The following is a 12,372-nucleotide window of genomic DNA, read 5'->3' as shown; positions in this document are numbered from 1 at the left end:
CCCGACAGTCCAATCCGCAATTTTGCTTAGCGCGGCAGCAACCGCCTTATCGCGCGCAGCATTGGCGTCGCCCAGCCCGGCTTTTCGCCGGCCCGTTGCCGCTCGCCCAGCGCCGCCAGTACGCCGAACAGGCTCGGATGGGGCATGCTGAGATCAGCCAGCGCCCCGGCCGGCAGACCGCGCTCCATGGCCAGCGCCAGCACTGCAGCGAGCTCGCCGGCATCGGGCCCGACAATGCTGCCGCCCAGGACCCGGCCCCGGGCATCGACCACTATCTTGGCCACGCCCATTTCGACGCCGAGCGCCCGCGCCTTGTCGTTCTCGACCATATTGGCGCGCAGCACCCTAGTGCCAGCCCGCGCCTTCTCGCCATTGCCGGGCAGAAGACCGATCTGCGCCAAGCCTGGCGCCGTCTGCACCAGCAGCGGTTGCGCCGGCAAGCGCCGTTGCGGCGCCCCCAGCACCAAGGCCTCGACCACGCTCCGACCATGCGCCAGCATATGGTGCCATTGCTCCAGCCCCGCCGCCGGCCCGGTAAGGCGCAGCAGCCGGTTGGAGGTGCGACCCAAGGCACCGGTGACAAAATTGCCGTTCTGGCCGCTGGCCGGCCGCAGTTTCAACCGATCGATTCGCAGCGTCTCGAGATCGGCCCTTCGCCCCATCGCCACCAGCACATGCGACACGTCGAGCGCCTCCTGCGTGCCGTCGGCATGTTCGGTGACCACCCCGGTCCCCATGGCGCGCGGCACGATGCTGCGCACATTGGCCCCGGTCATGATGCGGATGCCCTCTTCGCTCAGCGCGCGTAGCAAAAGCGAGGCCGCCTCCGCGTCATGCCCGGGCAGGACCGGCCCCTGTGGCACCACGGTCACCGCCGCGCCCAGCCGCCTCTGGATCTGCGCCTGTTCCAGCGCCTCGGCGCCGCCGCCGATCACAACCAGATGGGTGAGTTTTCGCGTATTCGCAGCCAGGCTATCCACGGTGAAAAAGCCGATCTCGCTTAGCCCCGGCAAGTCCGGCACCACCGGAGCGCCGCCCATGGCAATGAGCACGTGGCGCGGCCGCATCTGCACATCACCAATGGCCAGCGTCCGCTGATCGACGAATTCCACCGGCCCGCGCACCAGGTCTACACCCTGGGCGCGCATATGGTCGGGACTGTCCTCGGCCGCGCGACTCGCCGCAATTTGCGCAGCGCGCTCTTGCACCGACTTGGGCACAATTTTTGGCGCTTCATCGGCAAAGCCGAAACCGGCGCCGCGCCTTTGCGCCTGCGCAATGGACGCACTGACCGCCAGCGCCGCCTGCCGCAGCGCGGCCTGCGGCTGGTCGCCGGGCTCGGCAACGCCGCGGTCGGCCAGCACGACATGGGCCCCTAGGCGCCGCGCATGCAGGGCCAGTGCCATGCCGAGTGCGCCCGCGCCGACAATCACCAGATCGGGTTTCGTTGTTTCAGCCATGTGTGCCGCTGGCGAGATGAGGTTTCCCTCTTATCTTCGCATATGGCCTCCATTACAACCGGTCCAAGCAGACGAGGAAAGCGCGGCAGGCGCGTTGACTTGGCCCCGTCTTTTCCCTATAGACCCCACCAACCTGACGCTGGCGCGGTCTCCCCGCCGGCGGGTATCGATTTTCTGCGAAAGCAGCAGCAATAAGAGGAACCGTGCCTCGCGCGGTCTGATGTTATGAAGCGTACATACCAGCCTTCCAAGCTCGTGCGTGCCCGCCGTCACGGTTTCCGTGCCCGCATGGCAACCAAGGACGGCCGCGCGATTCTCAATCGCCGCCGCCGTGACGGCCGCAAGAAGCTGTCGGCCTAAGGGTTCGTGGCCGGATGACGGCCGAGGACACCCGATCCGAAGCGAAATTGCGCCGTCTCGTGCGGCGCTCGCAATTTTTAGGAGCAGCCCGGGGCAATCGCGCCGGGCGCTCTGCGTTTGGGCTACAGGTCGCGCCGTCGCCGGAAAGTGAACCCGGCATAGGGTTTACGGTGACCAAGAAGGTCGGCAATTCTCCTGAACGCAACCGCATGAAACGCCGCCTTCGGGCGGCTGCGGCAGCATGTGCGCGTGACTTTCACGCTGGCCATGACTATGTGCTGCTGGCGCGGCGTGAGGCTCTCACTGTGCCCTTCGCCAAGCTCGTCGCCGATCTGGGCGGCCTCATCTCCCGCGTGCACGACACCAACGCGGCCCCGAAACGCAATTCTGCCGGCCACGGCCAACGGAACGCCTGATCATGAATTCAGACAATCGCAATGTGATCCTAGCCATCGTGCTCAGCATGGCTGTGCTGTTTGGCTGGCAGTTCTTCATTGCCGGCCCGCAACTCGAGCGCGCCCAGCAACAGGCCCAGCAGGTCGCTGCCCAGCAGCAGGCTGAAGCACAGGCAAATCTGGCGGTTCCCCAGACCGGCACCGATGGCGCCACCAGCGCCACCCCGGCTGAAAACACCGCCAACCAGACCTTCGCAGATCGCGCCAGCGCCATTGCCGCCAGCCAGCGCGTCGAAATTTCGACGCTCGATCTCGAAGGCTCGATCAACCTGACCGGCGCCCGCATCGACGATCTCGAGCTCAAGCAATATCGCGAGACGGTCGATCCCAATTCGCCCATCATCACCCTGCTCTCCCCGTCCGGCGCACCGAACGGCTATTACATCGAGCAGGGCTGGGCCCCCGCCGCCGGCACCACCATTGCCGTGCCCGATGGCCAGTCGGTATGGACGCTCGAAGGCGACAACACCACCCTGACCGCCACCACGCCGGTGACCCTGCGTTTCGACAATGGCCAGGGCCTCGTCTTCCGCCGCACCTTCTCGTTGGACGACTATTATCTCTTCACCGTTACCCAGAGCGTCGAAAATGCCGGCTCGGGCGATGTGGCGCTGTTCCCCTATTCGCGCGTCGTGCGCCAGGGCACGCCCAAGGTGCAGAACTTCTTCATCCAGCACGAAGGCCTGTTGGGTGTGCTGGGCTCCAACAACTGGGTGGCGCGCAAGTATCACGACATCCAGAACGACAAGCAGGTCGATTTCGCCTCGACCACCGGCTGGCTCGGCATCGCCGACAAATATTGGGCCACTGCCGTGCTGCCCAAGCCGGGCACCAATATCAATGCTCGCTTCACCTATGCCATGTCCGGCACCACGCCGGTCTACCAGTCCAACTATGTTGAGACCCAACCGGTCGTGGTTCCCGCCGGCGGCTCGGTGACCCACGAATCCTACGTCTTTGCCGGCGCTAAGGAAGAATCGGTCATCAATTCCTATGAGCGCGAATACGGTTTCGACCGCCTCGAACTCTTGATCGACTGGGGCTGGTTCCACTTCATTACCAAGCCGATGCACTGGCTTCTGGTGACGCTCTATGGCTTGCTCGGCAATTTCGGCCTCGCCATCCTGGCGGTGACCGTTATCGTCAAGGCGCTGTTCTTCCCGCTGGCCAACCGCTCCTACGCCTCCATGGCGGCGATGCGCCGCGTGCAGCCGGAGATGAAGGCCATCCAGGAGCGTCTAAAGGACGATCGCACGGCCCAGCAGCAGGCGATGATGGAGCTCTACAAGAAGGAAAAGATCAATCCGCTGTCCGGCTGCTGGCCGGTGCTGATCCAGATCCCGGTCTTCTTCGCGCTCTATACCGTCATCTTCATCTCGCTCGAAATGCGGCACGCGCCGTTCTTCGGCTGGATTCAGGACCTGGCGGCACCCGATCCGACCAATATCTTCACCCTGTTCGGCCTGATCCCGTGGAACCCGATGGCGGTTCCGTTCATCGGCTCCTTCCTGCATCTGGGCATCTGGCCCGTCATCATGGGCATCACCATGTGGGTGCAGATGAAGCTCAACCCGCCGCCGCCGGATCCGACCCAGGCGATGATCTTCAACTGGATGCCGATCATCTTCACTTTCATGCTCGGCGCTTTCCCGGCCGGTCTCGTGATCTACTGGGCCTGGAACAACCTGCTCTCCATCACCCAGCAATGGGTGATCATGAAGCGCCACGGCGTCGAGGTGAACCTGCTCGGCAACATCGCCGACAGCTTCCGGCGCAAGCCCAAGCCGGCCGAAGACGCCAAGAGCTGATCGACCGCAACCGACCAATCCAATCCTGCCCGCCGGTGATAGACCGGCGGGCAAGTTCTTTGAGGCGACACCAATGACCCAGCCCGATTTTTCGCCCCACATCGTCGAGCGTGGCCGGCTGCTCTTTGCCCGCCCCTTCGCCTTCGTCAAAGGCTGCGTGCGCATTGCCGACCTGCCGCCCATGGACCGGGTGGAGATCGCCTTTGCCGGCCGCTCCAATGTCGGCAAGTCCAGCCTGATCAATGCGCTTTGTGGCACGTCGGGCCTCGCCCGCACCTCGAACACGCCGGGTCGCACGCAGGAACTCAACATCTTCGAGAGCCAGAGCGAAAACCTGCGCATCGTCGACATGCCCGGCTATGGCTTCGCCAAGGCGCCCGAGCCCAAGGTGAAGGCCTGGACCCAGCTCATTCACCAGTATCTGACCGGCCGCGCCACACTGCGCCGCGTCTATGTGTTGGTCGACAGCCGCCACGGTCCCAAGGACAATGACATCAGCGTCATGAACGAGCTCGACCGCGCCGCGGTGAGCTATCAGGTGGTGCTGACCAAGATCGACAAGCCTGCGGCCAAGGATCTGCAGAAGGCCATCGATCTCACCCGCGCCACCATCGCCAAGCGCCCTGCCGCCCACCCCGACATCATCGAGACCTCTAGCGAAAAGGGCGACGGTCTCTCCCACCTCCGCAGCGAAATCGCCCTGCTGCTGGAAAGCTGAGACGCGCAGGAGCCCGCCCCTTCGGGAAGGACTGACCCGGCCCTCGCCCCCATCACCTTTCCGCCCTCGGGCTCGACCCGAGGGCCACCCATCAGCCATCAGCCACCCACCGCTCGTCACCCTCGGGCGAAGACCCGAGGGCTCTGCACGTCACGACATCGCCACAAGCAAGACCCCTCGGCTCAAGACCGAGGGTGACGTCCGGTGAAAACCGTCTCGGCCCAGCCCCACTGAAGTGCAGCCGGTTCACCGCCCCTGCCCCAGATCACACTTCCGGCACCGCTTTCTGTTTTTTAACTCTTTGGTGACCATAAAGGCGGCAAAGGGAAGTTCGGCTGGCTGCTTGTCCCGCAGGGGACCGGATTGCCGGGCATTTCTCTTAATTTTGACAGATTCCGCCCCCATCGCCTTCCGCACTGGGGTCGGGCGCTTGAGCCGGGCCGAAAAGGATCACTTCATGGAAGCCATGGATGCAGTGGGAGCAGCCGCTCCACATGCGGACCTCTCCATCTGGGGGCTGTTCTGGGCCGCCGACATCGTCGTGAAGTCGGTGATGCTCGGCCTGCTCGCGGCCTCGATCTGGTGCTGGTCCATCATTGTCGACAAGTCCATTTCCTACCGGCGGATGAAGGCGGAGATGAACCGCTTCGAGCGCACCTTCTGGTCCGGCCAGTCGTTGGAAGAGCTTTACCAGCAACAGGCAGAAAAGCCCTCGGGGGGCCTCGGCGCCGTCTTCGTCGCCGCGATGAAGGAATGGAAGCGCAGCCACGAGCAGAACGCGGCCAGCTTCGTGGGCATGCAGCAGCGCCTCGACAAGGTGCTCGATGTCGCCATCGCGCGTGAAAGCGAATATCTCGAGAAAAATCTCGGCTTCCTGGCCACGGTCGGCTCTGCCGGTCCCTTTATCGGCCTTTTCGGCACGGTCTGGGGCATCATGAACGCCTTCACCAATATCGCGGCCTCCTCCGACACCAATCTGGCCGTCGTCGCCGGCCCGATCGCCGAAGCCCTGTTCGCCACCGCCATTGGCCTCGTGGCCGCCATTCCGGCCGTTATCGCCTATAACAAGCTCTCCTCCGATGCCGGCAAGATGATCGGTCGGCTCGAAGGCTTTGCCGACGAATTCTCCACCATTCTCAGCCGCCAGCTCGAAGCCAGGAGCCGCTGACATGGGCATGGGTGTTTCATCGGGCGGAGGGGGCGGCGGTGGCCGCCGTCGGCGCCGCAAGAGAAACGCGGTGATGAGCGAGATCAACGTGACGCCGATGGTCGACGTCATGCTGGTGCTGCTGATCATCATGATGGTGGCCGCCCCGATGATGACCTCGGGCGTGCCCATCGACCTGCCGCGCACCGCCGCCAGCGAAATGCCGAGCCAGACCCGGCCGATCACCGTCGCGGTCACGCCCGAAGGCACGCTGTTCATCGACGAGACCCCGGTCACCGAACAGACCCTGGTCTCGGCCATGAGCGAATTGGCCACCCCGGAAGACCGCATCTTCCTGCGCGGCGACACCACCGCCAATTACGGCACTGTCATGCGCGTCATGGGCCTGCTCTCGGCCGCCGGCTATACCAAGATCGGGCTCGTCACCGAGCGTGAGCGATAGGCCGGCACGACATGCGCACCGGCCTCACCGTATCGATATCCGCACACGTGCTGCTGATTGCTCTCGGCCTGCTCAATCTGGGCTGGACCGAGCCGTTGCAGCCCAGTGTCGAGTCGATCTCGGTCGATCTGGTGCCGATCGAGGAATACACCAATATCCGCATGGGCCAGCTCGATAGCGAGGTGGTGGAAACCAATACCCCCTCGGTGGTCGAAAGCGACCAGCCGCCCGAACTGGCGCAGCCCACCGGCAATACCGAACAGGACCAGGTGACACCCTCGCCGGCCGATGTGCCGACGCCCCAGCCGGTGACCGAACAGGCCCCCGCCCCCGAGCCCGCGCCGCAGCCTGAGCCGACGCCCGAACCGACGCCTGAGCCGGAACCAACCCCGGAACCCGAGCCCACGCCCGAGCCGACGCCAACACCGCAGCCGCAGCCCGAACCTGCGCCCGAGCCGACACCCGAACCGGTGCGCGTCGCCCCGGTGCCGATGACGCGCCCGCAGCTGCCCGAGCCCACCACGACGCCCGAACCGACCCCGACGCCAGAACCGACCCCGACGCCAGAACCGACCCCCACGCCGACGCCCGCTCCCACCCCGGCGCCAACACCGGCGCCCACGCCCGAGCCGACGCCCACACCTGAGCCGACACCCACCCCGGAAACCCCGAGCGTCGCTGCCCCGGTGCCAGCCGCACGGCCGAGCAATCTGGCGCAGTTGCGCCAGCAATTCGCCGCCGCCGAAGCCGAGCGCAAGAAGCGTGAGGAAGAAGAGCGCCGTCGCCAGGCCGCTGCCCAGCAGACCCAGACCCAGGGCAGCACGCCGACGCCGCGCCCAGGCCCGACCGCGCCCAATGCCAGCCAGGCCGACGATATCGCCGCCTTGATCAACAATGCGCCCACCACCGGCGGCACCACCGGCCAGGGCGGCTCACCCACCCTGGGCGACACCACCGGAACATCCGCCCGTCTCAGCCGTTCGGAAATCGACGGGCTGGTGGGCCAGATCAAGAACTGCTGGAACCTGCTGCCCAGCGATCTCAATTCGGGCATGACCGTGCGTCTGATGGTGAGCCTTAATCGCGACGGGTCGGTCAATGGCACGCCGCAGATCATCTCCGCCGATCCGTCCCCGGCCGGTGGCCAGATCGCCCGCGCCGCCCAGCGCGCCGTCATGAGCTGCGGCCCCTATACCCTCTCCGCCAACGCTTATGACGAGTGGCGGCAAATCGATGTTGAACTGAGACCCTGACCTTGAATTTGCCCGTTTGCCGGCCTTGATTGGCGCAAACGGCCAGACCGGAGAAAACACAAGATGACCCTGCTTTCCCGACGCAACGCGCTCAAACTTGGCCTCGCTGGCGGCGCCCTATTGGCCACCTCGTCCTGGTCGATGGCGCAGCTGCGCATCGTCGTCGAAGGCGCCAATTTCCAGCCGATGCCGATCGCCATCCCCAATTTCGCTTCGGCCGATCCCAATTTCGGCAAGGAGATCGCCGAGATCGTGCGCAACAATCTGCGCCGCTCCGGCCTGTTCCTGCCGCTCGATCCGGCCTCGCTGCCGGTGCAGGTGGGCGACGTCAACAATACGCCCGATTTCGCCACCTGGCGCACCGCCAATGTCGATGCCCTGGTCATGGGTGCCGTCGAGCGCGGCGGCCAGATTTCCGCTTCCGTGCGCGTCTGGGATACCCAGCAGGCCAGCCAGGTCGTCGGCAAGAGCTACAATACCGACCCCAATTCGGCCCGCCGCATCGCCCACCAGGTCTCCGACGCCATCTATGAGCAGCTGACCGGCGGCTCCGGCTATTTCGATACCCGCGTCATCTATGTCGCTGAGAGCGGGCCCAAGGCCAATCGCGTGCGGCGCCTGGCCATCATGGACCAGGACGGCGCCAATGCGCAGTACCTCACCGATGGCTCCTCCATGGCCCTCACCCCGCGCTTCTCCCCGCGCGGCGACATGGTCACATATATGAACTTTGCCGATGGCAATCCGCAGGTCTATCTGCTGCAGCTGGCCACCGGCCGTCAGCAGCGCCTGGCCTCGGTTGGCGCCATGACCTTCGCTCCGCGCTTCTCGCCCGATGGCGGCACCGTCGCCTTCTCGGTCGAACAGGGCGGCGCCACCAATATCTATTCGGTGGGCACCGGCGGCGGCCAGCCACTGCAACTGACCTCGGGCGCGGCTATCGATACCGGCCCCTCCTATTCGCCCGATGGCAGCCGCATCGTCTTTGAAAGCGATCGCGGGGGCTCCCCGCAGATTTATATGATGGGCGCCGGCGGCGGCAATGCGCAGCGCGTCAGCTTCGGCCAGGGCAGCTATTCCACTCCGGTCTGGTCCCCCAAGGGCGATCTCATCGCCTTTACCCGCCAGTCCGGCGGCCAGTTCCACATCGGCATCATGAACCCCGACGGCTCGGGCGAGCGCCTGCTCTATTCCAGCTTCCACGCCGAAGGCCCCACCTGGGCGCCCAATGGTCGCGTCATCATGTTCTTCCAGGATCCGGGCGGCAATGACGGCCCGCGCCTGATGAGCGTCGACATCTGGGGCCGCAACGCCATCACCATCCCCACCGAAACCTACGCCTCCGACCCCGCCTGGTCCGGCCTGCGCAGCTAGGCGCACGGCAGGTCACACAAACGCGATGGTACTCCTCCCCCTCCTTCAGGGGGAGGTGGGGTGGGGGTGTGCAGCACTCTCAAACCCACATTCTTGGCAGGCATGGGGTAGTGCTAGGTCTTGTCATGCGCCTTCGCACCCCTCCCCCCATCCGTCACGCAGGATTGACGATGCATCCGCCTGCCGCTGCGTTATGATCCAGCGAAACGCTCAGGGAGTTGGTCAATGCAGATGTCGCGCAGGGGATTTATGGTGGCCGGGGCCGCGAGCCTGGCTCTCTCGGCACTGACACTATGGCGCCGGCCCGATGCCGTTATGGCCAGCGAAGGTGATTTTCCCTTCAAGCTGACCGACGCGGAATGGCAGGCCAAGCTCTCGCCCCAGGCCTATGACGTGCTGCGCCACGAAGGCACCGAGCACCCCTTTACCTCCACGCTCAACACCGAAAAGCGCGCCGGCATCTTCCATTGCGCCGGCTGCGACCAGGCGCTTTTCGACTCCACCACCAAATTCGACAGCGGCACCGGCTGGCCCAGCTTCTACGATTTCATTCCGGCCAGTATCGGCACTTCGGTCGATACCAGCTACGGCATGACCCGCACCGAGGTGCATTGCTCCAATTGCGGCGGCCACCAGGGCCATGTCTTTAACGATGGCCCGGCCCCGACCGGCCTGCGCTATTGCATCAATGGGGTGGCGCTCAGTTTCGTGGCGGCGTGACGCATTGCACAATGCGCGCCAATGGCGATATGGCTGGGCAAATCCCGCCAAGCACCAGACTCATGAAACTCACCATCATCCAGACCGGCGACGTGCCCGAGCCGCTGCGCCCCACTTACGGGCCCTATTACCAGATGTTCGAGCGCATGTTCGACGCGGCCCGCCCCGGCTTCACTTATGAGATGGTGACCAGCTATGACGGCAATGCTTTGCCCGATCCATCCCAGCTGGAAGGCATCGTCATCACCGGCTCTGCCGCCGGCGTTTATGACGACTTGGACTGGCTCGAACCGCTGCGCAATTTCATCCGCTCGGCCTACGCTGCCAAAACACCGATGCTCGGCATCTGTTTCGGCCACCAGATCATGGCCGATGCGCTGGGCGGCGATGTGCGCAAATCCGAAAAGGGCTGGGGCCTCGGACGCCACGATTATCATGTCGTGAGCCGCCCCGGCTTCATGGCCGACGCCCCCGAAACCCTCAGCGTCGCCTGTTCACATCAGGACCAGGTGATTGGCACCCCGCCTGAGGCCGAGGTCATCCTTGCCTCCGATTTCACCCCCAATGCCGGTCTTTTCTATCGCAATGGCCGGGCCCTCAGCTTCCAGCCCCATCCCGAATTCGACGAGCCCTATGCCAGGGCACTGGCCGAACTGCGCCGTGGGCGGGCCCCGGACACTGTCGTCGCAACCGCCGAAAGCTCCTTCACCAAGGCGTCGGACAGTGCGCGCATGGGCGGCTATTTGGCGCAGTTTTTTGCCGACGCGGCGGCCTCAACGGTAAAGCTGCCTTAACGATACGGGGAGCAGTGTTGGCGCCGAAATCGAACAGTCGAGCGTCAACAATGCGACTTTTCCAGACCCTTTCCATTCCCGGCAAGCTCGTCGCCGCCTTTCTGGTCTTCGGCGTACCGGTGGTCATCTTCGGCGGCCTGGCGCTGCATGCGCTGTTCCAGGCCGGGCAGACCACCGCCATGGCCATGCTGATGGTGGCCGGCGCCGCCGCCGCGCTCGGTTGTCTCAGCGTCTTCCTCCTGTTCCAGCGCCTTGTCGCCGCCCGCCTACGCACGCTGGTGGGCATTACCGGCGCCCTGGCCGCAGGCGACACCGCCGTCGCCATTCCGCCCCAGACACTCAATGACGAGCTGACCGTCATGTTCGAGGCCTTCGAACGCTTCCGCGCCGCCCTGCTCGAACAGCAGGCCCTCGTAGAGACCGATCGCCAGCACAATGCCGAAAGCGGCCAGCGTCGCCGCGCCGCCGACCGGCTCACCCAGGATCTCGAGACCACCATTCGCGCCGTCATGCAGGGCGATCTCGCCTGCCGCGTCGCCAGCGACTACGAGCAGGCCGAACTGCGTCAACTGGCCGGCGAGGTTAATGCGCTCCTGACCGCCATGGACCAAGGCCTCACCGGCACCGGCCACGTCCTCTCCGCTCTTGCCCGCGCCGACCTCTCGCAGCGCGTCACCGGCGATTTTACCGGCGCTTTCGCCGCCTTGCGCGACAATACCAATGCCGTGGCCGACCGGCTTGCCCGCGTCATGGGCGATCTGCAGACCACCTCGCACCGGCTCAAGACCGCGACGGGCGAAATCCTTGCCGGCTCCAACGACCTGTCCGAACGCACCAGCCGCCAGGCCGCCATGGTCGAAGAAACCACCGCCACCGTCGAACAGCTGGCCACCACCGTGGGCGCCAATGCCACCCGCGCCGAGGACGCCAATCGTTCGGTGGTCGACGCCTCGCGCATCGCCGTCGAGAGCGGCAAGGCCATGGATGCGGCCAAGCGCGCCATGGAGCAGATTTCCACCTCTTCGGCAAAAATCTCCAACATCATCGGGCTGATCGACGACATTGCCTTCCAGACCAATCTGTTGGCTCTCAATGCCTCGGTGGAAGCCGCCCGCGCCGGAGAAGCCGGCAAGGGCTTTGCCGTGGTCGCCGTCGAAGTTCGCCGCCTCGCCCAGAGCGCAGCCGGCGCCTCCGCCGAAATCAAGCAGCTGATCGACATCTCGGCCGGCGAAGTGCAATCCGGCACCCAGGTTGTCCTGCAGATCGCCGAGCGCATCGCCGCCCTCAACAGCTCGGTCACCCAGAGCGCCACCCTGATCGGTCAGATCACCGCCGCCAGCCGCGAACAAGCCATCTCCATCGACGAGGTCAGTGTCGCCGTGCGGCAGATGGACGAGATCACCCAGCACAATGCCGCGCTGGTCGAACAAACCAACGCCGCCATCGAGCAGACTGAAGCGCAAGCCAGCGAACTCGACCGCATCGTCGCCGTGTTCAAGCTGGATGGCAGCCCGGCACAGGCACAACGCCGCGCAGCGTGAGTTCTCAACCCGGACACGATGCAGCTTTTCCCCCTTGAGCGGGAGTGTTCCCTCTTGGCGAATTGATAACAGATGTCTGTGCTGTTTCGCCTCCCTCCCCCTTGAGGGGAGGGATTGAGGGTGGGGGTCTATCATTGGATTGGTAGACAACACCCGCGCGGGCCATACCCTCAAGGAGAAGGGGGCCGGCTGGTGCTTTTGGCATCATATTTCCCAGTACTCAACGCGGCTCCTCCCCATCCTTCAGGGGGAGGTTGGGTGGGGGTGTGCAACAGGCTC

General features: G+C 64.9%; 12 protein-coding genes. 11 read left to right on the top strand and 1 reads right to left on the bottom strand.

The features are described from left to right. Positions 1–26: 26 nt before the first annotated feature. Positions 27–1,460: an FAD-dependent oxidoreductase gene (locus tag BGO80_RS06770; RefSeq protein ID WP_286720278.1), complete on the bottom strand. Its 1,434-nt coding sequence runs from the start codon at positions 1,458–1,460 to the stop codon at positions 27–29. A gap of 225 nt (positions 1,461–1,685) precedes the next feature. Between BGO80_RS06770 and rpmH the strand changes: the two genes are divergently transcribed. The 11 genes from rpmH (at position 1,686) to BGO80_RS06715 (ending at position 12,093) form a co-directional block, all read left to right on the top strand. Next, the gene (gene rpmH / locus BGO80_RS06765) at positions 1,686–1,820 is read left to right on the top strand and encodes a 50S ribosomal protein L34 (protein WP_035077916.1); all 135 of its coding nucleotides are present in this window, start codon (positions 1,686–1,688) and stop codon (positions 1,818–1,820) included. Positions 1,821–1,834: 14 nt separating this feature from the next. Further along, positions 1,835–2,236: a ribonuclease P protein component gene (rnpA, locus tag BGO80_RS06760; RefSeq protein ID WP_126149213.1), complete on the top strand. Its 402-nt coding sequence runs from the start codon at positions 1,835–1,837 to the stop codon at positions 2,234–2,236. A gap of 2 nt (positions 2,237–2,238) precedes the next feature. After that, the gene (gene yidC / locus BGO80_RS06755) at positions 2,239–4,083 is read left to right on the top strand and encodes a membrane protein insertase YidC (RefSeq protein WP_286720267.1); all 1,845 of its coding nucleotides are present in this window, start codon (positions 2,239–2,241) and stop codon (positions 4,081–4,083) included. 73 nt (positions 4,084–4,156) lie between these two features. After that, positions 4,157–4,801 (top strand): ribosome biogenesis GTP-binding protein YihA/YsxC, encoded by a 645-nt coding sequence (yihA, locus tag BGO80_RS06750; protein ID WP_126149211.1) that lies wholly within the window; start codon positions 4,157–4,159, stop codon positions 4,799–4,801. 466 nt (positions 4,802–5,267) lie between these two features. Then, entirely contained in the window at positions 5,268–5,969 is a 702-nt protein-coding gene (tolQ, locus tag BGO80_RS06745) for a protein TolQ (RefSeq protein ID WP_126151939.1), read from the top strand. Between the two features lies 1 nt (position 5,970). Continuing rightward, on the top strand, positions 5,971–6,411 hold the full coding sequence (locus tag BGO80_RS06740; RefSeq protein ID WP_126151922.1) for an ExbD/TolR family protein: 441 nt from the start codon (positions 5,971–5,973) through the stop codon (positions 6,409–6,411). Between the two features lie 11 nt (positions 6,412–6,422). Further along, the gene (gene tolA / locus BGO80_RS06735) at positions 6,423–7,664 is read left to right on the top strand and encodes a cell envelope integrity protein TolA (protein WP_286720258.1); all 1,242 of its coding nucleotides are present in this window, start codon (positions 6,423–6,425) and stop codon (positions 7,662–7,664) included. Positions 7,665–7,727: 63 nt separating this feature from the next. After that, the gene (gene tolB, locus BGO80_RS06730; protein WP_286720255.1) at positions 7,728–9,038 is read left to right on the top strand and encodes a Tol-Pal system beta propeller repeat protein TolB; all 1,311 of its coding nucleotides are present in this window, start codon (positions 7,728–7,730) and stop codon (positions 9,036–9,038) included. Positions 9,039–9,269: 231 nt separating this feature from the next. Continuing rightward, entirely contained in the window at positions 9,270–9,758 is a 489-nt protein-coding gene (msrB, locus tag BGO80_RS06725; RefSeq protein ID WP_286720747.1) for a peptide-methionine (R)-S-oxide reductase MsrB, read from the top strand. Between the two features lie 62 nt (positions 9,759–9,820). Next, positions 9,821–10,552: a type 1 glutamine amidotransferase gene (locus tag BGO80_RS06720; RefSeq protein WP_286720252.1), complete on the top strand. Its 732-nt coding sequence runs from the start codon at positions 9,821–9,823 to the stop codon at positions 10,550–10,552. Between the two features lie 50 nt (positions 10,553–10,602). Continuing rightward, complete coding sequence (locus tag BGO80_RS06715) at positions 10,603–12,093, top strand: methyl-accepting chemotaxis protein (protein ID WP_286720249.1); 1,491 nt, start codon at positions 10,603–10,605, stop codon at positions 12,091–12,093. Positions 12,094–12,372: the final 279 nt, after the last annotated feature.

It is taken from the genome of Devosia sp. 63-57, from assembly GCF_001899045.1.
GTDB classification, from domain to species: domain Bacteria; phylum Pseudomonadota; class Alphaproteobacteria; order Rhizobiales; family Devosiaceae; genus Devosia; species Devosia equisanguinis.
Note: the sequence above shows the minus strand (reverse complement) of the source record. Positions and strands in the feature narration are given on the sequence as shown.